General features: G+C 35.8%; 31 protein-coding genes and 2 pseudogenes. 6 read left to right on the forward strand and 27 right to left on the reverse strand.

Annotated elements, in window-relative coordinates:
- The first annotated feature begins 65 nt into the window (after positions 1–65).
- Both BBI00_RS23260 and BBI00_RS07545 read left to right on the forward strand, forming a co-directional pair.
- Positions 66–227 (forward strand): hypothetical protein, encoded by a 162-nt coding sequence (locus BBI00_RS23260; RefSeq protein WP_165602498.1) that lies wholly within the window; start codon positions 66–68, stop codon positions 225–227.
- Between the two features lie 213 nt (positions 228–440).
- Positions 441–626, forward strand: coding sequence for a bacteriocin (locus BBI00_RS07545; protein WP_065398188.1), 186 nt, complete (start codon positions 441–443; stop codon positions 624–626).
- Between the two features lie 72 nt (positions 627–698).
- Here BBI00_RS07545 and BBI00_RS07550 read toward each other — a convergent pair whose 3' ends face one another.
- Complete coding sequence (locus BBI00_RS07550; protein WP_065398189.1) at positions 699–1463, reverse strand: SDR family NAD(P)-dependent oxidoreductase; 765 nt, start codon at positions 1461–1463, stop codon at positions 699–701.
- Between the two features lie 90 nt (positions 1464–1553).
- The gene (locus tag BBI00_RS07555) at positions 1554–2492 is read right to left on the reverse strand and encodes a helix-turn-helix domain-containing protein (protein WP_065398190.1); all 939 of its coding nucleotides are present in this window, start codon (positions 2490–2492) and stop codon (positions 1554–1556) included.
- Positions 2493–2698: 206 nt separating this feature from the next.
- Between BBI00_RS07555 and BBI00_RS23050 the strand changes: the two genes are divergently transcribed.
- The 3 genes from BBI00_RS23050 (at position 2699) to BBI00_RS23525 (ending at position 3420) form a co-directional block, all read left to right on the forward strand.
- A complete protein-coding gene (locus BBI00_RS23050) occupies positions 2699–2899 on the forward strand; it encodes a hypothetical protein (protein WP_123842463.1) in 201 nt (66 codons plus the stop codon).
- A gap of 24 nt (positions 2900–2923) precedes the next feature.
- Complete coding sequence (locus BBI00_RS23265) at positions 2924–3085, forward strand: hypothetical protein (protein WP_165602499.1); 162 nt, start codon at positions 2924–2926, stop codon at positions 3083–3085.
- A gap of 92 nt (positions 3086–3177) precedes the next feature.
- Positions 3178–3420, forward strand: coding sequence for a hypothetical protein (locus tag BBI00_RS23525; RefSeq protein WP_123842464.1), 243 nt, complete (start codon positions 3178–3180; stop codon positions 3418–3420).
- Positions 3421–3474: 54 nt separating this feature from the next.
- Here BBI00_RS23525 and BBI00_RS07570 read toward each other — a convergent pair whose 3' ends face one another.
- From BBI00_RS07570 to BBI00_RS07600, 7 genes are all read right to left on the reverse strand, one after another.
- Positions 3475–4554, reverse strand: coding sequence for a hypothetical protein (locus BBI00_RS07570; RefSeq protein ID WP_065398193.1), 1080 nt, complete (start codon positions 4552–4554; stop codon positions 3475–3477).
- Between the two features lie 81 nt (positions 4555–4635).
- Complete coding sequence (ychF, locus tag BBI00_RS07575) at positions 4636–5727, reverse strand: redox-regulated ATPase YchF (RefSeq protein ID WP_065398194.1); 1092 nt, start codon at positions 5725–5727, stop codon at positions 4636–4638.
- A 199-nt stretch (positions 5728–5926) separates the two neighbouring features.
- On the reverse strand, positions 5927–6478 hold the full coding sequence (locus BBI00_RS07580) for a ferritin (RefSeq protein ID WP_065398195.1): 552 nt from the start codon (positions 6476–6478) through the stop codon (positions 5927–5929).
- Between the two features lie 278 nt (positions 6479–6756).
- Complete coding sequence (locus BBI00_RS07585; RefSeq protein WP_065398196.1) at positions 6757–8367, reverse strand: glycoside hydrolase family 10 protein; 1611 nt, start codon at positions 8365–8367, stop codon at positions 6757–6759.
- 132 nt (positions 8368–8499) lie between these two features.
- The gene (gene typA / locus BBI00_RS07590; protein ID WP_065398197.1) at positions 8500–10305 is read right to left on the reverse strand and encodes a translational GTPase TypA; all 1806 of its coding nucleotides are present in this window, start codon (positions 10303–10305) and stop codon (positions 8500–8502) included.
- A 256-nt stretch (positions 10306–10561) separates the two neighbouring features.
- Complete coding sequence (locus BBI00_RS07595; protein WP_065398198.1) at positions 10562–11110, reverse strand: type 1 glutamine amidotransferase domain-containing protein; 549 nt, start codon at positions 11108–11110, stop codon at positions 10562–10564.
- 101 nt (positions 11111–11211) lie between these two features.
- Positions 11212–11463: a DUF1294 domain-containing protein gene (locus tag BBI00_RS07600; protein WP_065398199.1), complete on the reverse strand. Its 252-nt coding sequence runs from the start codon at positions 11461–11463 to the stop codon at positions 11212–11214.
- Positions 11464–11663: 200 nt separating this feature from the next.
- On the opposite strand from BBI00_RS07600, the gene BBI00_RS07605 reads away from it, so the two are divergent.
- Positions 11664–12020: a hypothetical protein gene (locus tag BBI00_RS07605; RefSeq protein WP_065398200.1), complete on the forward strand. Its 357-nt coding sequence runs from the start codon at positions 11664–11666 to the stop codon at positions 12018–12020.
- Between the two features lie 480 nt (positions 12021–12500).
- On the opposite strand, the gene BBI00_RS07610 is transcribed toward BBI00_RS07605, so the two are convergent.
- The 18 genes and pseudogenes from BBI00_RS07610 to BBI00_RS07690 all read right to left on the reverse strand — a co-directional run bounded on the left by BBI00_RS07610 (position 12501) and on the right by BBI00_RS07690 (position 25105).
- The gene (locus BBI00_RS07610; RefSeq protein ID WP_065398201.1) at positions 12501–12950 is read right to left on the reverse strand and encodes a hypothetical protein; all 450 of its coding nucleotides are present in this window, start codon (positions 12948–12950) and stop codon (positions 12501–12503) included.
- A 610-nt stretch (positions 12951–13560) separates the two neighbouring features.
- Positions 13561–13749 (reverse strand): annotated as a pseudogene (locus BBI00_RS23740) (RHS repeat domain-containing protein); the annotation flags it as partial.
- 41 nt (positions 13750–13790) lie between these two features.
- The gene (locus BBI00_RS07620) at positions 13791–14240 is read right to left on the reverse strand and encodes a hypothetical protein (protein WP_065398203.1); all 450 of its coding nucleotides are present in this window, start codon (positions 14238–14240) and stop codon (positions 13791–13793) included.
- Positions 14241–15116: 876 nt separating this feature from the next.
- On the reverse strand, positions 15117–16016 hold the full coding sequence (locus BBI00_RS07630; RefSeq protein ID WP_123902230.1) for an RHS repeat-associated core domain-containing protein: 900 nt from the start codon (positions 16014–16016) through the stop codon (positions 15117–15119).
- Positions 16017–16189: 173 nt separating this feature from the next.
- Complete coding sequence (locus BBI00_RS23745) at positions 16190–16342, reverse strand: NTF2 fold immunity protein (RefSeq protein ID WP_083988448.1); 153 nt, start codon at positions 16340–16342, stop codon at positions 16190–16192.
- Positions 16343–16499: 157 nt separating this feature from the next.
- Positions 16500–17129 (reverse strand): DUF4329 domain-containing protein, encoded by a 630-nt coding sequence (locus BBI00_RS07635; RefSeq protein ID WP_065398206.1) that lies wholly within the window; start codon positions 17127–17129, stop codon positions 16500–16502.
- Complete coding sequence (locus tag BBI00_RS23750) at positions 17077–17406, reverse strand: RHS repeat-associated core domain-containing protein (RefSeq protein ID WP_083988449.1); 330 nt, start codon at positions 17404–17406, stop codon at positions 17077–17079. Before BBI00_RS23750 ends, BBI00_RS07635 begins: the two co-directional genes overlap by 53 nt.
- Positions 17407–17584: 178 nt before the next feature.
- Positions 17585–17989, reverse strand: a complete 405-nt coding sequence (locus tag BBI00_RS07640) for a hypothetical protein (protein WP_065398207.1) — start codon at positions 17987–17989, stop codon at positions 17585–17587.
- Positions 17970–18197 (reverse strand): hypothetical protein, encoded by a 228-nt coding sequence (locus BBI00_RS07645; protein WP_165602500.1) that lies wholly within the window; start codon positions 18195–18197, stop codon positions 17970–17972. The genes BBI00_RS07640 and BBI00_RS07645 overlap by 20 nt, the downstream gene beginning before the upstream one ends.
- Positions 18198–18299: 102 nt before the next feature.
- Positions 18300–18734, reverse strand: coding sequence for an RHS repeat-associated core domain-containing protein (locus tag BBI00_RS07650; protein ID WP_317040176.1), 435 nt, complete (start codon positions 18732–18734; stop codon positions 18300–18302).
- Positions 18735–18779: 45 nt separating this feature from the next.
- Entirely contained in the window at positions 18780–19337 is a 558-nt protein-coding gene (locus BBI00_RS07655) for a hypothetical protein (RefSeq protein WP_165602501.1), read from the reverse strand.
- A complete protein-coding gene (locus BBI00_RS07660) occupies positions 19297–19812 on the reverse strand; it encodes a JAB-like toxin 1 domain-containing protein (RefSeq protein WP_083988450.1) in 516 nt (171 codons plus the stop codon). Before BBI00_RS07660 ends, BBI00_RS07655 begins: the two co-directional genes overlap by 41 nt.
- A 205-nt stretch (positions 19813–20017) precedes the next feature.
- Positions 20018–20197 (reverse strand): annotated as a pseudogene (locus tag BBI00_RS23755) (RHS repeat domain-containing protein); the annotation flags it as partial.
- A 14-nt stretch (positions 20198–20211) separates the two neighbouring features.
- The gene (locus tag BBI00_RS07670; RefSeq protein ID WP_065398213.1) at positions 20212–20625 is read right to left on the reverse strand and encodes a hypothetical protein; all 414 of its coding nucleotides are present in this window, start codon (positions 20623–20625) and stop codon (positions 20212–20214) included.
- Positions 20622–21590 (reverse strand): RHS repeat-associated core domain-containing protein, encoded by a 969-nt coding sequence (locus BBI00_RS23530; protein ID WP_123902234.1) that lies wholly within the window; start codon positions 21588–21590, stop codon positions 20622–20624. The genes BBI00_RS07670 and BBI00_RS23530 overlap by 4 nt, the downstream gene beginning before the upstream one ends.
- Before the next feature lie 121 nt (positions 21591–21711).
- Positions 21712–22218 (reverse strand): hypothetical protein, encoded by a 507-nt coding sequence (locus tag BBI00_RS07680; RefSeq protein WP_123902235.1) that lies wholly within the window; start codon positions 22216–22218, stop codon positions 21712–21714.
- Positions 22215–24251, reverse strand: coding sequence for a DUF6266 family protein (locus BBI00_RS23715; RefSeq protein WP_065398216.1), 2037 nt, complete (start codon positions 24249–24251; stop codon positions 22215–22217). The genes BBI00_RS07680 and BBI00_RS23715 overlap by 4 nt, the downstream gene beginning before the upstream one ends.
- Before the next feature lie 587 nt (positions 24252–24838).
- Positions 24839–25105: a helix-turn-helix domain-containing protein gene (locus BBI00_RS07690; RefSeq protein ID WP_228394733.1), complete on the reverse strand. Its 267-nt coding sequence runs from the start codon at positions 25103–25105 to the stop codon at positions 24839–24841.
- Between the last annotated feature and the right edge of the window lie 303 nt (positions 25106–25408).

Genomic DNA, 25408 nt, shown 5'->3' on the forward strand with positions numbered 1-25408 from the left:
AAACCGGTGATTTATTGTTATATTTTTCTTATATTCGTCTTACTAACTAATTAAAAATCAAAACCATGAAAAACAAATCTTTCTTGAAAGGGAAACTGCTGGGCAGATCAGCCTTAAGCTTAGTGAAAGGATCCGGTTTTAAAATATGCTATGATGCAGGGTACGGAGAATGTATGGACCGGGGCAGATTTTGTGAGGAACCTCAATGCAAAACCCCTTTTCCATAAAGCAAAAAACTTAAAACCAAAACCATAATTATTATGAAAAATCACATGTTGCCCCAAGGGAAAAAACTGAACAAAAAACAATTGAATACCATCTAGGGAGGCCGTAAAATATGTATTCCACCAGGATATACAGAATGTGCCGAGTTTGGAAAATACTGTGGCGAACCTGAATGCCAGGTACCCCCTATTCTTGTATAAATCAAAATCAATCGTATGAATAAAGGAAAAAAACTGAATAAGAAGGAGCTGAAAGCCATCAGTGGCGGATCGGTTATCAGAACATGTACCGATTCTTCGGGAAAGTGCAGGATCTACGGCTATGAATGCCGTGAAAAGAAGTGCCAGCCACTGGAGCCCATTGAGCCTCTGGAGCCTATCGGAACCATTATTATTGAATGATGATCATAAAAAGAACCAACCTTTCTACAGGTTGGTTCTTTATCTTTTATGAATGATGTACGGTAACAGCCTTTACAGAAACATTCCTCCTGAAACTTCAATTCTCTGACCATTGATCCAGCCTGCATCGTCTGTACACAGGAAGGCCACTACCCCGCCAATATCATCCGGCAGCCCTACTCTTCCCAAAGCTGTAGCCCCGGCCACCATTGCATTGATTTCTTCATTATCTCTCACTCTTCCGCCTCCGAAATCCGTTTCTACCGCACCGGGAGCAATGACATTGGCTTTGATCTTTCTTGGTCCCAATTCTTTGGCCATATATTTTGTAAGCATTTCCACCCCTGCTTTTACAGAGCCGTATACTGATGAACCAGGAGTTGCAAACCTTGCCAACCCCGAAGAAACATTTACAATTCCACCTCCGTCATTGATGTAAGGCAGCAGTTTCTGGGTGAGGAAAAATACTCCTTTGAAATGGATGTCTACTATGTCATCAAGCTGTTCTTCGGTGACATCGGTAATGGGTGAATATAAAGCGGTTCCGGCATTGTTGATAAGAAAATCAATATTGGGACTGCCGGTATTTTCCTTCACATGGTCTGTCACTTCTTTTACAAAGGCATCAAAGCTTTTACTGTTTTTCGTATCCAGCTGAAAAGCCACCGCATTCTGTCCCATTGCTTTAATTTCACTTACTACAGCGTCCGCTTCTTCTCTGTTACTTCTGTAGGTAATGATAACGTCCAATCCTTTCTGAGCAATTTTAAGGGCAGCATTTTTACCCAATCCGCGGCTTCCTCCTGTTACCAGGGCAATATTCGTTTTTGTGTTCATTTTTATTTTGATTATTGTGATGGTACAAAGTTGGGATATTTCTGTGAAGGCCTGTTTGCCTGAATCAATCTAAAATTTGCAAAATTCAAATTATGAACGGAATTCCAAAGGGGTGAAGGAGGTTTTTCTTTTAAAGAAGTTGGAGAAGTGGGCTATTTCTTCAAATCCTAAGGCATGAGAGATTTCGGATACATTCCATTTCGTCTGTTTTAAAAGTATTTTTGCTTCCTGGATGATGCGGTCTGAGATAAGCTCTGTAGTTGTTTTTCCGGTACTTTCTTTTAATCTTTTATTTAAGTAATTCACATGAACTGCCAGCCGCTCTGCATAGTCTTTGGCTGTTCTGAGCTGCAGCTTCTGTTCCCAGGATTCTATGGGAAACTGTCTTTCCAACAGTTCGATGAATAAGGAAACAACCCTCATGGATGCATCGTTGGATGCTGATATTCTGGTTGCCGGCTGTAGTTTTTGCCCATAATGAATCAGCTCCAGCACATAATTCCTGATCAGGTCATATTTAAAGACATAATCTGAATCTATTTCTTTTTTTATTTTCTTGAAAAGGATTTCAATCTCTTCTGCAAGATCGTCATCTATTTCAAAAACAGGAACCCCTCCCGGCTGGAATATCGGCAGATCTTCCAGATGGTAATAGGATTTGTCCTTAATAAAGAAGTCTTCTGTAAACACACAGAAGCTTCCCGACTGTTCGGAATCTTCCGGTATCCAGTGATACGGAACTTTAGGAGTTGCAAACAATAAAGCATTCTGCTTTATAGAAATCACTTTATCGGCATATTCAGCCCTGTTTTTCCCTCTTATAAAGCTGATTTTATAATATTTCCGCCTGTTATAAGGCATTTCAGCAGTGGTTTTTACTTTTTCTATAGTCTGGGCAATGTCAAATACATTAAAATGTCCAATGTCTTTATGAAGGCCTTTCGGGAAAATACTTTCGAGATCCTTACCCAATTTGGCCGCCATCTCTCTGTAAAAATCTTCCAGTGAAGTATAAGCTATTTTCTCCATGACAGATAATTTGTAAAATTCAAATATACAAAGTTATGAAAATTCAGTAGTTCAATATTTTCACAAAGAATATCTATTATACTATTCTGCGCTATTAATTTGCCGGCATTTCATTAATATAATTCATTACTTTATCTATATAAAGTGATATATGTTCATTTATTTTTATTACATTCGTAATAGCTAACTCATTAAAAATCAAAAATATGAAAAATTCACTTGCTAAAATCGGCAAAAAGCTGAACAAAAAAGAATTAAAATTCATTACCGGAGGACTCCTCAACTGCATTGAACCCACTCCCACTTTTTGCCCGGACCCGCCATGCCAGGCCAGTAGCCGTTGTAAAATCACCTCGCCTTCATGCGCGCAGTTGGAATGCAGACCCAACTGGCCTATAGAACCTTAACACATGCAATAAAACTATATTAAAATGAAAAATCAAAACGTAAACAACGGAAAAAAGCTTAACAAAAAAGAGCTGAGAGTAATCACCGGAGGAAAAGAAATGTGCTGGCTGGCTGAACAGGTATGCAGCAAAATTTCCTTCAGCTGTGCAGAACCACAATGCCAACCGAGCATTGAAATTGAATAATTCAACTGATGAAGCGCCTCCTTATCTTCAGGAGGTGCTTTTTATCTGTTATTATTTATCCTAAAACTAAAACCATTAAAAATTCAGTAAACATGAAAAAACAAATTTCAGAGAACGGAAAAAAACTAAATAAAAAACAACTGAGAACAATCGCAGGAGGTGTAAAACTTTGCAAGAGTGGCGGTGTATGCGTTCAACATGGTCCTACATGCTATGAACCGGATTGCAGAACTGATCAGGGAGGATCAATAAAATGTGCAGATATTGTTAATAATTGTGTGATGTACTCTATAGAATGTATAGAGCCAAAATGCAGGTTTGAGATATCCATGTAGGAATACAATAACTGCTCTCTGATTTCAGAGAGCAGTTATTGTATACGCCAAAGCCTAAACAACAGTTCCGCCAGTATTTTCCAAGATCCATTTCCCTTTTACATACTTTGCTTTATAATCATTGGTAAAGCTGCTTCCTGATTCATAGATATAGACTGTATCCGGATCTTTATCGTCTTTCCGGATTTTGGAAATGGTTCCGTCCGTAACATCGGTGACCCTGGTATAGTATGTTTGTTTGCTTTTGCTTTCAGGCATAAATAAAACCCGGAGCTCTGGGTTGATCTGGTGAAAATAATCACAATCCGTCTCATAAACCTCAAAGGTATAGTTCAATTTCTTCAGGTTGGACGTGCCATAGTTTGGCAGCAGCAGTTCATAAAGCTGAGAAAACTTATTCTTTTCAGAAGCAAACATAGGGTTCAAATCTTCAAAGTCGTTCATTCCATCGCCATCCGTATCTTTATCATCGGGATTCAAGCCAAAACTTTTCTCAAAAATATCGTTATACCCATCGTTATCAGAATCTTTCATCAAATCCTTCAGATTGATTTTAAACAGTTTCCCGTCTTCCATTGCCGAATAATCATCATAACCGGGAAGCCCTGCCACCTTTATAATTTTTACGAGACTTCCTTCAAACTGAAGAAATCCATCCTTTATAATGGGGCCTTGCTGGATACTGTTCATATAATAATGGCTAAAGCTTAAGCCCAGAAAATAAGCAGCGGGTTTATTATTTTCAATCTTGAGCAGCCAGAATCCTAACCTGTTCTTACCCAATCCGTAGAGAATATTGCCAACCTGCTGTTGGGAGCAGAACATAAACTGATCTGAAAATGCATCTTTCAGTACTTTAAACTCCCGGTCCTGCCTTGCCCATATGCTTTCAGATTCTGAAGAATAACTGTGAATACCAGCCTGCATACTGTCTTTTTTAAACGTACGGTACTGCTTCAGGTTTACTATTTCCAGATAATCGGGTTTTTCGTTCAATATCTGTTTTACGGAATAAGGCTTTTGCTCTTCATACCCCTTAAATATCTGATCACCTTTGTTCATAAAACATTTCTGTTCTGTAGAAAGCGAGCAGGAAAAGAATAAGACCGGAAGTACGAAATATAAAATTCTCATGATTAAAGTTTAGCACATCAATGCAAAAAACGCTCCCAAATTCATGGAAGCGCTTTTTTATAAACTAACTTTAATATTTTTCTATACATTGAATCTGAAGTGCATGATGTCACCATCCTGAACTACATATTCTTTACCTTCTACAGAAAGTTTTCCGGCTTCTTTTACCTTTACTTCCGAACCGTAAGTCACATAATCGTTATACTTGATTACTTCTGCACGGATGAATCCCTTTTCGAAGTCTGTGTGAATCACACCGGCCGCCTGTGGAGCAGTCCACCCCTGCCCGATCGTCCATGCTCTTACTTCCTTCACACCGGCAGTAAAGTAGGTCTGAAGTTTCAGAAGGTCATAGGCTTTTCTGATCAGACGGTTTACTCCAGGTTCTGTAAGCCCCAGTTCTTCAAGGAAGATCTCTCTTTCTTCAAAGGTTTCAAGTTCGTTGATGTCAGCTTCAATCTGAGCGGCAAGAACAACGATCTCAGCACCTTCGTTCTTAGCCATTTCTTCGATCTTTCCAATCCAGTCGTTACCGTTTTTGATAGAATTTTCATCTACATTACAAACGTAAAGTACCGGCTTATTCGTTAATAGCTGAACTTCGCTGATGATTGATTTTGTAAAATCATCTACGGCAAATTCTCTGGCATTTTTCCCGTCTTCAAGGAATTTCTGTAAATTCTGAAGGGTCTCATAGGTAAGGATATCTTCTTTCTTACCGGATTTGATGAACTTTTTAGCTTTCTCAACTGCTTTTCCTACAGTTTCAAGGTCTTTCAGCTGAAGCTCAATATCAATGATTTCTTTATCTCTTAACGGGTCTACCGAACCTTCTACGTGAACGATATTTCCGTTATCAAAACATCTTAATACGTGGATGATGGCCTCACACTCACGGATATTGGCCAGGAACTGGTTCCCCAATCCTTCTCCTTTGCTGGCTCCTTTTACAAGACCTGCAATATCAACGATTTCAACGACTGCCGGTAAAACTCTCTCAGGCTTTACGATTTTCTCCAGTTCAAACAATCTCTGATCCGGTACTGAAACTGTTCCAAGGTTGGGTTCAATAGTACAGAAAGGATAGTTTGCCGACTGAGCTTTTGCATTACTCAGACAGTTAAAAAGTGTTGATTTACCTACATTCGGCAGGCCTACGATTCCACATTTCATATTGTAAAATTCAAAGTTTAAGGTTTAGAGTTGAAGTTCAGGGTTTAAGAGGTTGAAGTTTTTTACAGCTTCTTATCCTGATGGTAAAACCTTGAACTTTCAGCGTGCAAAGATAGTGATTTTTAGGCGATTTTCATAATAAAAAAATCTGCCAGTAATCTGACAGATTTTCAAACGGTTTGATCTTACCCGTCCGGTTTTATGGGTTGTCCCCGGTAGCTTCCTGAGCCAATGGGACGTCATTCGGAGCCTGTTGCATGGCCATATCCAGGGTGAATAAAGATTCATCTGTAGCACGGTCACCGCCTGCAATTTTTAATTTATCAATGAGGTTCTGGGCCAGTGTTTCTTCTTCAATCTGTTCCTGTACAAACCACTGCATGAAATTCCATGTTGCCCAGTCTTTCTCTTCCATGGCAAGGTCTACGATTTTATAAATGGCTGTGGTATTGTCTACCTCATGTTTGAAGACCCCATCAAAACAGGCGGTAAGGTTTTCGGGATCAGCCGGAGGGGCCGGAATGGCTTCTACTTTAGGTTTTCCGCCTCTGTTTAAAATGTATTCCATGAATTTGATCGAATGGTTTCTTTCTTCCTGGGCATGACGGTAAAGAAAGTTGGCAATTCCCTGATAGCCTTTATCATCGGCCCAAATTCCATAGGACAGAAAAACGTGTGATGCATGAATTTCTTTATTCATCTGATCACTAAGTGCTTTTTCCACATTGGCGGAAAGTCTGTTAGTATTCATAATGTTATATTTTGGTGATTATGAAATTCATCATGCAAAAATGGTTCCGATAAAGTTATTATTTTAAACAGAACTTCATATGTTCACCTTACATAGTATTGATTTTCATAATTTTAAATTCATAATTTATAGTTATTCTAAAATAAATTCCATTCAAAAACTACTCTTTTCCGTAAAGAACAGCCGGTTGTTTCCTATGGATGATATCAAAGAAAAAGGGTTCAGCATAATGCTAAACCCTTCTGTAATTGTAAAGACTCATGATATTCAGTCTCTTTTTATTTTATTTTCTTGGCTATGTAATCACTTTCATTTCCTAATCTGTCGATGGCTTTGATCGCTATGGCATTCAGCTTTTTGCCGTCCTTGAATTTAGGAATGTCTTTTGAAAGCGTATCCAGTGTCAGAATTTCTGTCTGCCATACTCCGTTGTACTGAGTGAAAAGCACCCACTGGAAAACGTCTGCTGCATTTTTTGTACTCCAGCTCGTCTGTGCAAAGCTGCCGTTATCTGCAATAAACAAAGTTGGGGTCTGTAACGGAACGGCTTTGATCCATGGAGATTTAGGAACTAATGCTTTTTCATTGTACGGTCCATTTTTCAGCGTAGGAAGCATTCCCGGATTTTTTGTAAGCCCTGCAATACTCCAGTGAATTTCTCCGGCATCATTCTTCAGCACCCTTCTTGAAATGTCGATCTGATTTTTAATTTCCGTCGGGCGGTCTGATACTCTGATTTCAACGGTATTAAGTCCCGGCCATAGGTGGCGGTTCATTGTATTTTCAGACTGCCACCAGTTCAGCAGCGCTTCAAAGCCCTGCCCTTTAGAGTCGATCGGCCAGTATAGCTGTGGTGAGAAATAATCTACCCATCCTTTATTCAGCCATAATTTGGCATCAGCATACAGTTCGTCATATTGTGAAGATCCTGTAACTCCTGCCGGATAACCCGGTTTCCAGATTCCGAACGGGCTGATCCCGAATCTTACATTATTTTTTTCTGCATGAATTTCCTTATAGATACGTTCTACGAATTTATTAACGTTATCTCTTCTCCAGTCTGCTCTTGACAAGGTTCCTCCACTGCTTACATAGGCATTCCAGGTTGCGTTATCCGGGAAATCGGCACCTTTGTTATAGGTGGCATAAGGATAGAAATAATCATCGAAGTGAATGGCATCTATATCGTACCTTTTTACAATATCCTTTACCACGTTAGACACATGCCCCTGTGTTTTTGGGTTGGCAGGATCAAACCAGTACATTCCGTTTTTTAACCTTACAACAATATCGGAAAGTTTATTGGCCATAGACAGCTTGTTTACAGCACCTCCATTGGTATGGTGGGCACGGTAAGGGTTGAGCCATACATGAAGTTCAAGCCCTCTTTTGTGCGCTTCCGCAATCCAGAACTGAAGGGGATCATAATTCGGATAAGGCGCTGTTCCCGTTTCCCCGGTCAGGAAATAAGACCATGGCTCAATATCACTTGTATAGAGCGCATCTGCTGAAGGCCTGATCTGGAAAATGGCAGCGTTGAAGTTATTGTCTTTCAGCATATCGAGCATGCTGATGGCTTCTGCTTTCTGCTCTTCCACGGTAAGGTTGTTTCTTGAAGGCCAGTTGATATTCGCTACGCTGGCGATCCAGGCACCCCGGAATTCTCTTTTGATTTCCGGAAGTGTGGTTCTGAAGGTTTCATCTGCCGTATTCCCTGCAGCAGGCTTAGGTACTGCTTTCGGTTCTTTCGGTTTGGGAGGGTTGGTATTAGGTTTTGTTGTATTCTTAGCTGGCGGGGTTTTCGTTGCACTGTTCTGAACTGAACATGAGGTACTGTACGATGCAAAAACTCCCAGTAAAACGATAAGTTTTAATTTATTCATTCTCATAGCCGCAAAACTACTTTAATTTATATTTTTAATATTTGGGATAATCTTTTGAAAAAATAAACATTTTTTCCTGATCTCTAGAAAAAAAGCCCCGAAAAATTCGAGGCTTTTCTATATTGTAATGGTAAATGATTATGCTTTCGCTGCTCTTTCCAATCTTTTTCTGTCTTCTTCTGAAAGAATTTTCTTTCTCATACGGATGAAGTTTGGAGTTACCTCAATCGCTTCATCAGCCTGGATGTATTCCATACATTCTTCAAGAGAGAATAAGATTTTCGGTGCTACACCGGTATCTTTGTCTTTTCCTGCCGCACGCATGTTGTTCAGCTGTTTTGCTTCAACGATGTTGACAACAAGGTCACCCGGTTTGTTCTGCTCACCGATGATCATCCCTGCATAGATCTCCTCACCCGGATCCACGAAGAACTTACCTCTGTCCTGAAGTTTGTTGATTGAATATTCTGTAGCAGGTCCCTGAGTTTTGCTGATCAGTACCCCGTTGTTTCTTCCCGGAATAGCTCCTTTGAAAGGCTTATATTCTGTGAAACGGTGTGCCATGATAGCTTCCCCGGCAGTAGCCGTCAGCATCTGGGAACGTAATCCGATCAGACCTCTTGAAGGAATTTCGAATTCCATGTGCTGCATTTCCCCTTTAGTTTCCATGATGTGAAGGTCACCTTTTCTCTGGGTAGCCAAATCGATTACTCTTGAAGCATATTCTTCAGGTACATCTACTACCAAAGATTCGTAAGGCTCACAGCTTACTCCGTCAATTTCTCTCAGGATTACCTGTGGCTGGCCGATGGTCATTTCATATCCTTCTCTTCTCATGGTTTCGATCAAAACAGATAAGTGAAGAATACCTCTACCGAATACAAGGAAAGTGTTTGCATCATCAGTCTGCTGAACTCTTAATGCCAGGTTTTTCTCCAATTCTTTTGTCAATCTTTCCTTCAGGTGGTTAGAAGTAACATATTTACCGTCTTTACCGAAGAAAGGTGAGTTGTTGATAGAGAAAGTCATGTTCAGGGTAGGCTCATCAATAGCCGTTCTCTCCAATGGCTCAGGATTTTCAAGATCTACGAATGAATCACCGATCTGGAATGCATCGAAACCTACTACGGCACAGATATCTCCTGCCTGTACTTCAGTTACTTTTTTCTTTCCTAATCCTTCGAAAACGTAAAGTTCCTTTACTTTTCCTTTTACTATTTTACCGTCTGCCTGAGCAAGACCGATCCACTGGGATTCTTTAAGCTCTCCTCTTGTTACTTTCCCGATCGCAATTCTTCCTAAGAAAGAAGAGTAATCAAGGGAAGTGATCTGCATCTGAAGGTTTCCTTCCGTAACGGTAGGCGCAGGAACGTACTGCAAAATACCATCTAATAATGGTAAGATATCTTCAGTCTGCTCTAATGAAGTGTTGAACCACCCTTGTTTAGAAGAACCGTAGAATGTTGGGAAATCCAATTGTTCTTCAGTAGCTTCAAGGTTGAAGAATAAATCAAATACCTGATCGTGAACTTCGTCCGGACGGCAGTTTGGTTTATCTACTTTGTTGATTACCACTAATGGTCTAAGGCCTAATTCCAAAGCTTTCTGAAGTACGAACCTTGTCTGTGGCATTGGTCCTTCGAACGCATCCACCAACAAGATCACCCCGTCAGCCATTTTCAATACTCTTTCTACTTCTCCTCCGAAATCGGCGTGACCAGGGGTATCAATTACGTTAATTTTTGTGTCTTTATAAGTAACAGAAATATTCTTGGATAAGATGGTGATCCCTCTTTCTCTTTCAAGATCATTGTTATCCATAATTAATTCTCCACTCTCCTGATTTTCTCTGAAAATGTTGGTTGCGTGGATGATCTTGTCAACCAATGTGGTCTTACCGTGGTCAACGTGTGCGATAATCGCAATATTTCTAATGTTTTGCATATAGGATTTTTACGGGTGCAAAAATAGTGATTTTAAATGAATTAATTAAAAAGTTTATGCAATATTTAACAATTTCATAATGAGAATTTTATATCAATCCGGTTTAAAAGACCATTCTAAATGTAGAACAGAAAGCACCTTTACTCCCCTTTTCCACCATTATGCCGGTAAAATTCCTGCAGAAATACAGAGTATTCATTATCAATTTTTTAAAAGCAGAAGCCCGGACGGTTACATCCAGGCTTCCTATTATTATTTATACTCCCTGCCCGCTGTGTTCTCCTTCTTTGAATTCTTCTACCATTTTGGCATTAAAAGCCGGAAGGTCTTTTGGGGTCCTGCTTGTTACCAATCCGTTATCCACAACCACTTCCCGGTCTACCCAATGGGCTCCGGCATTGATGAGGTCTTTACTGATGGAATTCACTGAAGTCATATTTCTTCCATTGACAACCTCTGCATTGATCAAAAGCTGAGGTCCGTGACAGATCGCTGCCACAGGTTTGTTCTGTATAAAGAAATCTTTCACAAATGATAAAGCCTGATCATTGGTCCTTAACTGATCCGGGTTGATAACGCCTCCCGGAAGTACGAGTGCATCATAATCAGAAGCTGAAGCCTGATCCAGGGGCCTGTCTACAGGATATTCTTTTCCCCAGTCTTTTTCTGCCCAGGACTTTATGGTTCCGGATTCCGGACTTACTATGTGGGCCGTCCACCCCTGTTGTTCCAGGTATTCTTTGGGCGACTGAAGCTCACTTTCCTCAAAGCCGTTAGTGGCCAGAATTGCAATCTTTTTTGACATAATATTATATTTTTGGTGTTGCCTGACAGAATGAAAATATAATGCCGGCCACCTGTTACAGATTGCTAAAAAAAGGTTAAGATATTAAAAAACGGAGAGCATTAATGTCTTATGAGCCTGTAAAGCAGGACAAGATCAATTAAGACCACGATTATAAATTTGACAAGAAAAGATTTTTTGGAAACTTTATGGTTGAAGAGGATCATTCCGGAAGCAGCACCCAATGCTCCTATGAGTGAAAGTCCCAGAAGGGTATTTTCAGAAATCCGCCATTGCTGTTTTTTGGCCTGCCACTTATCAAACCCGAAGACTCCAAAGGTAATAAGGTTAGCGATCAAAAGAAAAGGAATCATCTATAATTAATTTGTGACAAAAATAGAGTTTAATTTAGATTCCGGAAAAAGAAAGCATGAATAAAGTGACAAGCCGGAAGAAAGAGCTGGAAGTGATTGATGATGCAATGAGTGAGGTAAGTCCAAGAGCATGCCTGTTGTGATACATCTAGGTTATGAGAATAAGATTTTCTAAATTTGCAGCGCATAAAAATAAATCAATGACGGTACATGATCTGGCGGGAACGTATTCCATTAAAGGTAGTAATCAGGTAGAATCTGACCAGCCTACCTATGACGGTATATTAATCTTATCTGTTGATGAAAATAACCGTATCGTTGCTCAATGGATCATTGGCGACCACATTCAAAACGGAACCGGATTCTATAAAGATCAGATCCTAGTGCTTAACTTCAATTATGAAGATGATGAACACCAGATATACAAAGGAGTAGCCGTATACCGCTGCCTGAGCAAAGATATACTGGACGGATTCTGGTCTGAAAAGCATGGCAACCCTCAGTATCTGGGAAGTGAGTATTGTGTGAAGCTGAAAGGGCCGGAGTTTTTGAATTGATACGGTGTTCTTTTGCGTTTATTCAGATAGTGGGATATAAGATTACTTTTATGTACCACACCCTTTACCGTGTAGGAGATGAGCATTTCCCCTCGCTGGCGCAAGCGTCACGCTTGTGCCAATCATAAATCTACATTTATTTTTCATCTTAAAAAACTATAGATACAGAACTCTCTATAAATATTTCGATTTTAAAATTTAACAAGCCCTTACTTTTTTGTAAGGGTTTGTTGTTATATGGTACGAACGAGACGATTACACCAGCTGTGGGAAAGAATACTGCTTAATCAGTTATTCATTTTATATTTTTCAAAAAAATTTATTGAAAATATATTGTTAATACAAAACCCCTGCATTTGCAAGGGTTTATATGTTATCCACCACACGATACAATCGTGCGGGAGCGGGGGTCATACATCTATATTTCTTATTTGGACACAAGCGTGACGCTTGCGCCAGCGAGGAATGATAATCTAGGATTTATCTAATTTTAGATACTATTTTTTCTCTAAAAATTATTTTTATGTCTTCATTTTCATCTTCCGATAAATCACGATTAACATCTTGCCAATTACCTAAAGACAATCCATTTTGAATACTAATAAGACCTATTACTGTTTTATCAGTACCATCATCTTTTGCATAACAATACATGATTTGATTTCTTTCTTTAAGGAAAATATAAAAAACAAAGTATCCATTTTTTAGGTTCTTATCTCTTAATAAAGTTTCCTTTCCTGCCCATTTGAATGAAGGAACTATTAATCCTTTATTTATTTTGATACTATCTATTTTATATATTACTCTATCCTTTGGTAATTTTATTTCAAAAGTCTCTGCATAGGGATAACTGCCAGATGAAAAATTATTTACGTCTTTACAAGAAATTAAAAACGTAAGAAAAGTAAAACTTATAATTTTGTATCTCATTATTTTTTTTGGTTATTAGTCACTCCTTTATTAGATGTTTTATAGTCTTGATAAATGTTATAAAATGCATTATTATCTGTTGCAAGTTTAAATATCGTTTTAGGTGCAGCTGCTATTCCTAATCCAACACCAAGCGTTCCGCCTCGCTGGCGCAAGCGTCACGCTTGTGCCAATCATAAATCTACATCTATTTTTCATGTTAAAAAACTATAGATACAGAACTCTCTATAAATATTTCGATTTTAAAATTTAACAAGCCCTTACTTTTTTGTAAGGGTTTGTTGTTTATATGGTACGAACAAGACGATTACACCAGCTGTGGGAAAGAATACTGCTTAATCAGTTATTCATTTTATATTTTTCAAAATATTTATTGAAAATATATCCTTAATACAAAGCCCCTGCACTTGCAAGGGGTTTTATGTTATCCACCACACGATACAATCGTGCGGGAGCGGGGAATCTCCTGTAGGATTCTTTTCTGTCACATTTGTACGGGCAATCTGGATAGACTTAGACTCATCTTCGTTTGTAATAGTATCACAGTATTATTGTCTTTTGTTCTTTCTATAGTACCATTATTAAATATCTTAATCTTATCTTCTGCTTGCATTCCATCCGGATCAATAAACCTAATTGGATTATTAAATGCATAATTATACGGACTGTATATTCTCATCTTCTCAACCAACGGAACCACAACTCCCCATCTACCAATATCCGGCATATACATCCTCGCACCATAATCATACATTCCAGATTCTGTCTGTAATTCCTTCCCATTGTACTTGTAATTATTAAAGCCATCATGATTAGTGGCTTTAATAATCAAATTCATTGTTACTTTTCAGGAATATTTTGCCTTTCAATTTTTCGTACTTTACCATTTTTTATAAAAATATTAACAAAATATGGTTCTCCAATATTAGGAAAGTAATCTTTACTTCTAAAATAACTAGGATCGTTACAAAATTTTAAATCTTCATTCTTGAAAAAACGATTGTAAATATTTTTTTCAATTAATAAAACTTTATTATTAATTTTTTTCATATAATACCTGTCTTTTTCATAGACAGGTAATCCATAAGTAATTCCTATTATGGAATCATTATCTCTAATATCATTATATAAATATGCTACATTGCTACTTTTTAAATGCGAAGTATTTTTAATAACTTGTGTTGCCTCATTTATTATTGTATTATTAACAGTATTATCTTTATTACAAGAAAAAAATATTAATGAAAATACTATAATAAATCTATTTAACTTCAAATTTGGAAGAATCATAAATTATTGTTTTTTATGAATTTGGTACAACTATATTAAAATTATCAGGAGTTCTATTCTTATAAAAGTCATTTTCAAAAAGTATTTTATTTCCTCTATCTCCTTCTGTTGGTGATCAATGGCCATTAAAACCTGATGGAACAAGTGTTCCTCCCTGGATGTAAATGTGTAAACTCAGTCATCTTCATACTTTTATTATTTAATATTTTCCAAGCCATATACCCTCCAACACCTTCTTGAGATTTTTTATATTCCGTAGAAATTGCAAAAACTTCTTTTCCCCCCTCGCTGGCGCAAGCGTCACGCTTGTGCCAATCATAAATCTACGCTTATTTTTCATGTTAAAAAACTATAGATACAGAACTCCTTATAAATATTTCGATTTTAAAATTTAACCAGCCCTTACTTTTTGTAAGGGCTGGTTGTTACATGGTACGAACAAGACGATTACACCAGCTGTGGGAAAGAATACTGCTTAATCAGTTATTCATTTTATATTCTTCAAAAAAATTTATTGAAAAATTATTGTTAATACAAAACCCCTGCATTTCGCAAGGGTTTTTATGTTATCCACCACACGATACAATCGTGCGGGAGCGGGGGGAGCGAGGTAATTTCATTGTTTTTATCCTATAAAGTTCCAATCCTGCCTTAATATTGCTCCAAATGCAAAGCAAATTATTAGAAGAATAAGTAGTAATCCATTCAGAATATAACTTATAACTTTATTATTATTGTATCTGTAAATCAAATAAAAATTAATTGCCAGTAAGATTATTACCAAAGGAATTAATTCTAAAACATCAAAATAAGGGAAAAATAGAAAATCTACTATAAACAGAGTAGAGATAATAAAAATTATTTGTGGGATTCGTTTCATTTTTTTTCAGGTATTAATTCTCTTTTTACAACCTCAGTAACTTTTTTATGTAAATCATTGTCAATACTTTTATGATCAGAGTTTGGAGCAAGAACATTCACCACTTTAGTAGTCTTATTATCGCTTGTTCTCTTTACTTCTTCACCTCCATACATATCTTTTGTCTGATAGTAATTCACTGCCTTTGATACATTAGAGGGGATTTTTGTATCGGAATAGACATCCATTATATCTAATGTAACAAGTAAATCAACCTTTAAATCTTTATTTTCATTAACTTTTTCTACAAGATTATCACCCCCTAAACTATGTCCAACTGCTGCAACTGTACCATCAGGATGATTTTTATTAAAACTTGAAATAGTTGCATTTATGTCATTCTTTGTATTTTCATTTCGTGACGAGTCAAAAATTACTACTCGTGTATTTTTACTATTCAATTGGTTTAATGCTCCCAAACCATTTTTATCAACAGAGCCATCTCCACGATTTTGAGCCTGTGTATATCCTTTTTTAGTATCTCCCGACCATCCCTGTGCTACAACAACCAAATTTTTAAATCCATCATTTTTTCTAAAATCCACAGGTTCTAATCCTTCTAACTCTCTTGCATCAACCACCCTGTTCCCACTAAAAACGTAAGTAGACCATGTTGGATATTTCTCAGCCAGAGGATCAACATTAAAGAACCTTGCAAACGAAGGGTCATAATTTCGCCATTTAAAAGAACTCCACTTGGTAACCTCCTGCTTTTCCTGTCCTTGAGTAGAATACCTGTAGTTCTTTGTTATTGAATTTACAGAAACTATATTTTCATTAAACTCTAGGCCGAAAGGGTAATAATGGGTTACGCGATCAATTTCAGCAACTCCATTAGCTCCTTTGTAAAAAAACAGCCTTGCATTTCCTAACTCGTTGTTACCGCAGGCTTTTCGCTCGTGTCAATAATACATCTACATTTAATCCAGCCCTTACTTATTATAAGGGCTGATTGTTTATATTGTATGAGCTAAAAGTTCGCGCCAACTTACGGGGGTATAATAGCCCAAGGTACAGGTTGATAATAGAGTTATTCCCCATGAGTGTATTTAACCACTTTTTTTGTTTTTATATTGACTTCTGCATAAGCAACTCCTCCTATTGTTGGCTTAGGAAATGTTCCGTGAACTATCCAAATACTGTCATTTTTTTTTTTCGACAGCAAAAGGTTTTTGTTTTTCAACTGATTTTCCGTAGACTTCTATCCATTTTTTTTTCTGCAATGGAGATCACTTCCTTTTTAATATCAGTTTCTTTACTTTTTGTATTACCACCTCTATTATCATTCTTATTACAAGAAATAAGAACAGCAAAGGCTAAAAACATATAATCTTTCATAATCAATAATCTTTATAGTCGTTAATACTAGGCTTGAATTCTTCTCTTCTCTTTTTATCTTCTATAGATTTTAATCCCCCATCTAAAGTAGGTTTAGTGGGATTATTTGGAATAGGCACAAAATTAGAAAACGGTTTAGGTTTTGGTCTATAGTCTCCCAAAGAAGGAGTCGGATCTAATATTGGGTCTATAGTATTTTTTCGCGGAGTTTCATTATTCAGATCACTTGGCATATCTGTTCTTAATGTTTTTTCTGTATCAGAGTTTAAATTATATTGCTTTAGGGAACCCTCAGGTGTAACAAGAAAACCATCCAATTTTAGAGCTTTTGAATATCCTTTATCATCACTAGAAAAATGCTGATCATTATAATTTCCTGTGCTACCATAATCATCATTTCCATGACTATGGATCCAACCTACTGCTTTGGATCCTCTTGGAGCTTTGTAACTAACTCCCTCTGGTACACCGTGACTCTCTCCTTGTACAGGTTTATTATATGCATAATACCCTTTTCCATCAACTTTAAATGAATAAATCAATGCTGCATATTCTCGTTTATTAATTATAGATTTTCCATTATATTGTTGTCCAAAATTTGCAGCTGCTCTCTCTGGTTTTAAAAAGCACATATGGCTCTAATCCTTCAAGTTCTCTTGCATCTACAACTCTGTTTCCACTAAAAGCATAGTTTGACCATGTGGGGTAACTCTCTGCCAATGGATCTACATTAAAGAACCTTGCAAAGGTTGGGTCATAATTTCGCCATTTAAAAGAGCTCCACTTGGTATCTTCCTGTTTTTCCTGTCCCTGTGTGGAAAGTCTATAATTTTGGCTAATTGAATTTACCGGGACTATACTCTCATTAAACTCCAGTCCAAAAGGATAATAATTCGTTGTACGGTCAATTACAGCAGTTCCACCAGCCCCTTTATAAAACGATACCCTTACACTCTAACTTGTTGCTGCCACATACGTTTCGCTTGTGTCAGTAATACATCTACATTAATCAGCCCTTACTTATTATAAGGGCTGATTGTTTATATGGTGCGAGCTTCTAGCTCGCACCAGCTTGTTTTTTTATGCTTTAAGTGAAGGCTGGTTTTTCATCTGAATAAACAATCTCTATAAGATTTTCCCCAACAAACTCAAAATATAAATATTTGTAACTTGTATTAACTTTTAAACGATTTCTTTTTCCATTATATTTGATAATAATATATTCTGTATTTTGAGGAAAATTTAATTCTATATATTGAGATTTTTTTTTCAATTCACCATGATTTGAATAAATTAAAATTCCATCATTTGTAATTAGGGTAATATCTTTTTTTATTCCTTTTTCATTACATAGATATAATAATATTTTTTCTCCCAAAAATGTAGAAGACTTTTTATTTTCGGGAATATATGTATATCTTACGTTATTAGTACTACAGTTAAATAACAATAGTAAAAGCGTAATAAAAATGCTAATTCTTATTTTTTTCATCTGGAATATTTTGAATTATTATTTGTTTTTGTTCTGATATTGTCTGCTTGGATATTTCCCATTGTGGTCTTGACATTAAATTAGATGTCTTTATTTCAGATCTATTAATAGTATTATTTTCGTCGTCTTTATGTTTTAATCCCAAAGAATGCCCAACTTCATGAGTAGCATATGCAGGTGTCATTTTTCCAGATACAACAGTTTCCATAATAATTAGCTTGACTATTTCCATTTTCTCCGAAAGTGTAACCTTTAATTTCGGAACCATTATCGAGTTCAGTGCTTGACTGTTCAGTCGAAATTCGATCTGTTAATGCAATTGTATAAGGTCCTTTATCTGTAAAATTATATTCCCTACCTCTATTTTATCTCCATTATTCATAGTCCCACCAAATGATTCTTTCATATGAGAAACAAAATTCGTTTTAAATGCCTCTACACCTTCTGGAGTTAAATTTTGCGATCTATTCACAAGGTTAATAGTAGCACTTAATGTGTATGTTTTTGTTCCATTATAATTTAGTGTGGTACTCTTAACCCATTCCAGTCCCTCTAATTCTCGACCATCAATAACTCTATTTTCAGCAAAATTATGATGAGATTGATAAGCATATTTTTCAGAAAGTGGATCTATATTAAAGAACCTTCCCACATCCGGTATGTAATTTCTCCACTTAAATGAATAAAAACCCGTCTCTTGTAGCTTTTGTCCTTGGTATTTATATTTCTTATAGCTTATTATAATTAGAGACTACCTTTGAGGTAGTCTCTAATATTATGTTTTATAGTTTTACTCTTCGTAGTCTTTTGAAAATTTAACACCTTTCTTTTCTAAAATATTTTTTATAGTTTCTGCTTTTTCTTGAGGTGATATGAGTATAACTTCATTTTCGTTATTAAAAACAATTCTCCACATATTGGGATTATAATTATATGGATACTTAGCCAGGTTAAAGTCTTGAAATGGTAGTTTTTTTAATTTTTTAAATATAGATTCCAAAAAGGATTTATCTAAGGATTCATCAACTATTGTCTTATATTTATCTAGTAAATAAACATTTGTGTATTTAAAGCCTGACATATACTTTGGATTTATCAAATAAACATAAACCCAATAATCTTTCTCTTCTTTTTTTGATCCTACTATTAAAATATTTTCTCTATCATTAATGGCAGGATTATTTTTGCTATCATCAATATAGGTTTTAATAAATTGCATTACAGATGTATTATTTTGACTTTTACAAGAAAATAATATCATCATACAGATACTTGTAAAAATTAATTTTATTTTGTTTTCCATTTTCTTATTTTCTAATATTACCAGTGTATGTCGCTGTTTTTTCATTGTAGTTTATATACCCCTTCCCTGGTGTTGGCCATTTCCAGGTACTATAGACATTTGTAGATTTATATATAGGATTTCTGGCTGAGAAAGTGGCATCTTCGACATCACTACCTGTTACAATCCTCCTAAAAGAAATTGCTCCAGTTTTCTTATCAAACCTAGATTCAAATCCTCCTGGTGCTAGATTTTGTCCCATTGGATGAGAGTGATCATTAACAACAGACTCTGCATTTCCAATTATATGAAATCCACTTCCTCCAGTTAAGTTTCTATCTCCAATCATTTTGTAAGCACTAACACTAACATTAGCCAAGTAACTTGTACCTATAATATTAGAAGAGAAACCATCTGAAAAAGAAAAAGTATCTCTTGTAAATTCTACTCCAGTATTTTCAGCCGCAAATTCAAAAAATTGTTTAGCTGCATTATCATTTTGTATTTTGTAAATAAGTATATTTATCACTTCCTGTTTCACCTATTTGTCCTGGAGTGTTCATATTAATATTATTAGCTTCTCCTATCTGTGAATCTCCTGTAGGATTCTTTTCTGTCACATTTGTACGGGCAATTTGGATAGACTTAGACTCATCTTCATTTGTTATGGTGTCATAAGGATTATTGTCTTTTGTTCTTTCTATGTTACCATTATTAAATATCTTAATCTTATCTTCCGCCTGCCGTCCATCAGGATCAATAAACCTTATTGGATTATTAAAAGCATAATTATATGGACTATGACGACTCATCTTCTCCGCCAATGGATCAACAACACCCCATCTTCCAATATCCGGCATGTAAAATCTCGCTCCATAATCATACATCTCTGTCTCCTGTAATTCCTTTCCATTGTACTTGTATTGATTGCTAAGATATATTATTGTTGGTTAGGATTCAGCTTATAATGCTTCAGTATGATGTTTTTTGAAGAATCATTCAACTTATATGAAATCCCTTTATCTTTATACCTCCAAAATTCAAGTTGATCATCTGCAAATAATGTGTCTTTTTTACTTATAAATGCAAATGTATAATTACCATCATCAGGAACAATAATACTATTTTTGGAGATGATTTTTCCTTTAATTATTGAAATTTCATTTTTCAAATTTTTATCTCTTACTGGCATTCTCATCATATCGCGATTCTCCATAAAGAAAATTTGCAGAGAAGATCCCCAAGTACTATTATTATTTATATTCAATCCATTATAATAATACATAACAACTTTTTGATTTGCACATGATGTAACAATTAAAAGTATTAGTAAAAAATATCTTATTTTTATCATGGTGTTGGTGTTGTTGGTGGTTTAATTTCTTTTACAGATGTCACACTCCCTACAGGATAAGGTATTATGCCATAATTAGTTCTTTTATCTTCATTTAATTTTTGGTTCATTTGATTGCCTAAGTTTGTAGTTGTGAATTCTTCTTCTTCATTTTTAAACCTAAGGTTTGCTCCATCTGGTGTAAATATTGATTTTTCAGATTTTGTAGAATAATCATTTCTTCTTCTTTCACCATATTTTGAATCAAAAAGATGATTATATCCATGAATAATTTCATGACCAAGTCTAGAAGACGGACTGTTATATCCGACATTTCCTGTTTCTAATGTTGATTTTGTACCATCTTTTCTAAACCTTACAGCTTCTTTTGGATTGAACTTGACTGACTTTGTATTTGGATCATATTCATTTTTTTCACCGCTTTTTGCTTGTTCTGAAATTGTAAAAGTATTCTTCTTATCATTAATCATTTCATCCATAATATTAACAGTTTTAGCTCCTTTACCTTCACCAATAGTAACATTAAGTGCACCGGTAGAATATAAATAATCTAATGCTTCGTAAGTGTTTCTATCAAATTCGTTTTTAATTTTACTGTAATCTCGATTTTTTTCATACGAATAAATATTATCACCAAATCTAATATCTCTACCATCAGGGTCAATAAACATTATAGGATTGTTAACTGCATAATTATAGGGACTGTGCCTTCTGTGTTTTTCCGCCAAAGGATCTACGACGCCCCATCTTCCAATATCCGGCATATAAAATCTCGCTCCGTAATCATACATTCCGGTCTCTTGAAGTTCTTTGCCGTTGTACTTGTAGTTTTGATAAACACCCTTTCCAAAGAAAGAATTTCCGGTTCTCAAGTGATTCATCCCAAATGGGTAATAATCATTAGCATCTGTGATTTCAAGAGCGCCTGTGCTGTTTCTTCCGAAACTGATCCTTGCATTTCCCAAATGATCCTTATGCTGGTAAATATAATGGTTTTTGATGATGAAAGAGCAAACACCACTGCCGTTGTAGTGGTGTTTTTTTTTATTAATGGACACGAGCGAGACGCTCGCGCCAGCAGGAGGATTAATCTATATAATCCTTTGAAAATTTCACTTTATTTTTTCTTAAAAATGGGAGTATATCTTTTATTGGGTACTTTGATTTTATTGATAAAACTTCATTTTTATTATTAAGTTCTGTATGAAAAGGAACTACATCATAAGTCATACTATATTTTGCTTTATTAAGGTTCTCATAAGGAATTTTTTCGAAAAGATTTTCCAACAATTGACTCTTATCCAAATCTTTAAATATTATAACCTTTAGTCCATCTATTTGATATAGATCTTTATAATCCATACCATATAAAGTATGGCTGTTATCAAATACAATATCTAGCCAATAAGTATTCTTATCAATAGAATTTGCTCCTATCAAAATAACATCATTTTCTGTATCAAATTTTCCAATACTTTTTTTAAAATCGATGTAGGATTGGGTAATTCTTTTTAAATTATCCTGTTTCTTTTCTATGTTCTGTCCCTTGCAGGATATCAATAAAAATATTAATATAAGGTTTAAAAATCTCATTTCTTTGTTTTTGTATATGTTGCTCCTTGTGTATTATACTTGATATAACCACCACCATTTAAATTATGCAAATATTTACTAAAAACATAATTATTTGTAGCGGTTGCTGATTTTCTGTCATACCAAGGTAGACCAGGGGTAAAAGTAGGATTACTATCTTTTCCTTGATTATTAAATCCTGAAGGCCAAAATGGATTTGCATCAGGGTGAGAATGCGACATCTCTATTTTAGTAGAATTTCCTATATTATGACCCGCTGAAAAAGTATAATCTTTTCCAAAAATATCACCAACTCCCAAAACTAAATTTTTCATACCATTTGTAGTAATCATATTAGTAGAGCCTCCATCGGAAAAAGAAAATTGTTCTTGCCTAAATTCAACATTTGTATTAAGTGATGCAAATTCAAACACTTGAGTTGCTACAGCATAATTTTGAATTTGAAAAGATGTAAACTGTGTTCCTCCCAGTTCACCATCCATTCCAGGTACTTCTAATGGAATTGTATTTATATTTCCTATTTGCGAATCTCCTGTTGGATTTGATTCTGTCACATTTGTACGGGCAATTTGGATAGACTTAGACTCATCTTCATTTGTTATGGTGTCATAAGGATTATTGTCTTTTGTTCTTTCTATGTTACCATTATTAAATATCTTAATCTTATCTTCCGCCTGCCGTCCATCAGGATCAATAAACCTGATTGGGTTATTAAATGCATATGCAAAAGGACTCCAACGTCTGGAAGTTTCCGCCAGCGGATCCACCACACCCCATCTTCCCAACTCCGGCATATACATCCTTGCTCCATAATCATACATCCCAGATTCAGTTTGCAACTCTTTGCCGTTGTATTTATAATTGTAGTTAGGATTTCCAGATAATGTATTGTATCCTTCATGTTTCATACCAAATGGATAGTAATTATTCTCTTCAAGAACTTCTACTCCTGTATCATTTTTGAAATAACTTAAACGTATATTTCCTAAATGATCCGTGTAATTGTAAATATACTTATTATTTTCAAAATTATAATACCCTTCAGGGGTGGGAACAAACTTTAATCCGAAAATAAGTTCTTTTTTACCTGTACCAGTTTCATATTGGAAGCCGTCTAAGTATTCAGTTGTTTTTATATATAGACTGGTCTCGGTACCTAAGGGGTTAGAAGGTGCATATTTATAGGTCTTTCTCAGTTTAATGCCATCTGCACGGTAAAGGTATTGGGTATTTTCTCTGAGCTGTCCTGTACGGGTTGAAAGAAATTTATTAAAAAGGATATAATCCGGCAGATTGAGATAGTTGTAGGTAATATTCAAAATCCCTTTATCTTTCTGGTCCGTCATATTCCCGTTATCATCATATCCTATGATGCTTCCGGAAGTATCGGGGTACCCTCTGTAATCTGTTGAACTATCGGTGACGGTCTTCAACCTGTTTCCTTCATAAGCATAAGTAAGATTATCAATAAGAGCAGAAACACCCTGTTCTGATGCTGCAGATCTTTTTAGCTGGGTAATATTACCATTGGCATCATAGTCCATCTTCTCAAAATATTCTTTGGCAGACGGATTATTGTTTTTCTGGTAAAAGCCTGCCGATAATCTGTTCAAAGCATCATACACATATCCATATCTTCTCAGGTAATCGTTGGGATCAGTAGAGGTTTTCCAGTCTATCTCTGCAATATTACCATTGAATTTAGGTTTTACTTTAAGTTCAGGGAAATCAACATTCGGGATTTCAAGACCTTCGGGAACAGCTTCATTAATGGTATAAGATACCGCCAGGTTGATCCTGGATTTCGAGCCGCTGTTCAATCCGAAATACTTTTTCTGAATAGCACCAAGGGGCCGTAAAAAGCTTACCACAAGCTTAAACTTCATCTGCTGAAGCATTTGCTTTTCACTGGGTGGTCTGTTGCTTGGGGTTGGGATACTTCTGATAATATCTTTTCCTCGCCAGTTGGCCCCTACAATGGTGCCTACTTTTCCTGAGAATCCGCCAAGGATTCCTTTTGTTATTCTTGCCATTTTTACGTGTTTTTTTGGTTCGCATAACGAATGTATAAAGGAATTTCCAATAATTCATCACCTGTGGAAATAGTGACGGGTTTTGATCTGTTCTGACAGGTTTTGACAGGTTGCAGAACCATTTAGGACCGGCTACAAAAGTTGAGGGACACTATTGTTGTTCTTTGAATTGATGAATAGTGAGGATTTTTGAACGCAAAGATTCTATTTTTAAAACTGCTGATTTTTAAGGATACAAAGAATGGAATCGATGAAATTGATTCTTATAAAGCGGATATGGTCATGTACCTCCTTCAACGGTGAAGCCTTTCATTCTTACTCTTAAAAATCAAACATTCAAATGATCTTTCATTGCATTTTGTTTGATTGTTTATTTCATTCAACAGAAAATAGTGTACGTTTTGTAATACTCCCCGGTTTTTGAATCTGATCCTCCATTTCTTCGATAGCTCTTCGATAGTTCTTCGGATGAGCTTCGGAAAAAGAATCATTTTATCGAAGCTCATCCGAAGAACGTCCGAAGGAAGTCCGAAGATAAGTGTAAGATTTGGTGATCTGAATAGCACAGTACTTCATAAAAAAAGCCTTCATGATTTGAAGGCGTTGTTGAAAAATGATTTCGGGTAAAATATTTTGTTTCCGATCTTAACATACGGAATCTTCTCTGATTTCCTGATGCGGTGCAAAGTGCTGTCGCTGATATTCAGCAAACGTTTGACATCGGCACTGTCATAAAACGGAAAATGATCCGGCTCTTTCTTTTGAAGAACATTTAAAATTTCAGCAAAAAGAGCCAAAAGATCATGCGGATACGGGTCTGCCTCTTTTTGAGGATTTACATTCTTTTCCATCATTTTGGTATTTTGGTGTTATACTTGGTTGTATCTTATCTTCATAAAATCTTACGGTCATATCAGAAATCATTATCAGATACTAATCAATTTTCTTCAAAAATAATACCAATAAACAACTGAAAATCAAACAATAATCACCTTTTAATATAAAAAACATTTTCTTCACCTCTTTTTGAAAATCATACTGGGATTAATAAAAATTATTCGTTAAATGATGTAAAGCGATTAAAATCTGAATTTACTTTCCATGCTGAATATTCTTCATGATTACTCCTTCCCCCTATGAATTTTTCAAAATCTTCC

Origin of the sequence: Chryseobacterium arthrosphaerae, from assembly GCF_001684965.1 — a bacterium.
Classification (GTDB): domain Bacteria; phylum Bacteroidota; class Bacteroidia; order Flavobacteriales; family Weeksellaceae; genus Chryseobacterium; species Chryseobacterium arthrosphaerae.

Coding starts and splice junctions, on each gene's coding strand:
- BBI00_RS23260 (WP_165602498.1), top strand. CDS start 66: ATGAAAAACAAATCTTTCTTGAAAGGGAAACTGCTGGGCAGATCAGCC.
- BBI00_RS07545 (WP_065398188.1), top strand. CDS start 441: ATGAATAAAGGAAAAAAACTGAATAAGAAGGAGCTGAAAGCCATCAGT.
- BBI00_RS07550 (WP_065398189.1), bottom strand. CDS start 1,463: ATGAACACAAAAACGAATATTGCCCTGGTAACAGGAGGAAGCCGCGGA.
- BBI00_RS07555 (WP_065398190.1), bottom strand. CDS start 2,492: ATGGAGAAAATAGCTTATACTTCACTGGAAGATTTTTACAGAGAGATG.
- BBI00_RS23050 (WP_123842463.1), top strand. CDS start 2,699: ATGAAAAATTCACTTGCTAAAATCGGCAAAAAGCTGAACAAAAAAGAA.
- BBI00_RS23265 (WP_165602499.1), top strand. CDS start 2,924: ATGAAAAATCAAAACGTAAACAACGGAAAAAAGCTTAACAAAAAAGAG.
- BBI00_RS23525 (WP_123842464.1), top strand. CDS start 3,178: ATGAAAAAACAAATTTCAGAGAACGGAAAAAAACTAAATAAAAAACAA.
- BBI00_RS07570 (WP_065398193.1), bottom strand. CDS start 4,554: ATGAGAATTTTATATTTCGTACTTCCGGTCTTATTCTTTTCCTGCTCG.
- ychF (WP_065398194.1), bottom strand. CDS start 5,727: ATGAAATGTGGAATCGTAGGCCTGCCGAATGTAGGTAAATCAACACTT.
- BBI00_RS07580 (WP_065398195.1), bottom strand. CDS start 6,478: ATGAATACTAACAGACTTTCCGCCAATGTGGAAAAAGCACTTAGTGAT.
- BBI00_RS07585 (WP_065398196.1), bottom strand. CDS start 8,367: ATGAGAATGAATAAATTAAAACTTATCGTTTTACTGGGAGTTTTTGCA.
- typA (WP_065398197.1), bottom strand. CDS start 10,305: ATGCAAAACATTAGAAATATTGCGATTATCGCACACGTTGACCACGGT.
- BBI00_RS07595 (WP_065398198.1), bottom strand. CDS start 11,110: ATGTCAAAAAAGATTGCAATTCTGGCCACTAACGGCTTTGAGGAAAGT.
- BBI00_RS07600 (WP_065398199.1), bottom strand. CDS start 11,463: ATGATTCCTTTTCTTTTGATCGCTAACCTTATTACCTTTGGAGTCTTC.
- BBI00_RS07605 (WP_065398200.1), top strand. CDS start 11,664: ATGACGGTACATGATCTGGCGGGAACGTATTCCATTAAAGGTAGTAAT.
- BBI00_RS07610 (WP_065398201.1), bottom strand. CDS start 12,950: ATGAGATACAAAATTATAAGTTTTACTTTTCTTACGTTTTTAATTTCT.
- BBI00_RS07620 (WP_065398203.1), bottom strand. CDS start 14,240: ATGATTCTTCCAAATTTGAAGTTAAATAGATTTATTATAGTATTTTCA.
- BBI00_RS07635 (WP_065398206.1), bottom strand. CDS start 17,129: ATGTGCTTTTTAAAACCAGAGAGAGCAGCTGCAAATTTTGGACAACAA.
- BBI00_RS07640 (WP_065398207.1), bottom strand. CDS start 17,989: ATGAAAAAAATAAGAATTAGCATTTTTATTACGCTTTTACTATTGTTA.
- BBI00_RS07645 (WP_165602500.1), bottom strand. CDS start 18,197: ATGGAAACTGTTGTATCTGGAAAAATGACACCTGCATATGCTACTCAT.
- BBI00_RS07655 (WP_165602501.1), bottom strand. CDS start 19,337: ATGAAAAAACAGCGACATACACTGGTAATATTAGAAAATAAGAAAATG.
- BBI00_RS07670 (WP_065398213.1), bottom strand. CDS start 20,625: ATGATAAAAATAAGATATTTTTTACTAATACTTTTAATTGTTACATCA.
- BBI00_RS07680 (WP_123902235.1), bottom strand. CDS start 22,218: ATGAGATTTTTAAACCTTATATTAATATTTTTATTGATATCCTGCAAG.
- BBI00_RS23715 (WP_065398216.1), bottom strand. CDS start 24,251: ATGGCAAGAATAACAAAAGGAATCCTTGGCGGATTCTCAGGAAAAGTA.
- BBI00_RS07690 (WP_228394733.1), bottom strand. CDS start 25,105: ATGATGGAAAAGAATGTAAATCCTCAAAAAGAGGCAGACCCGTATCCG.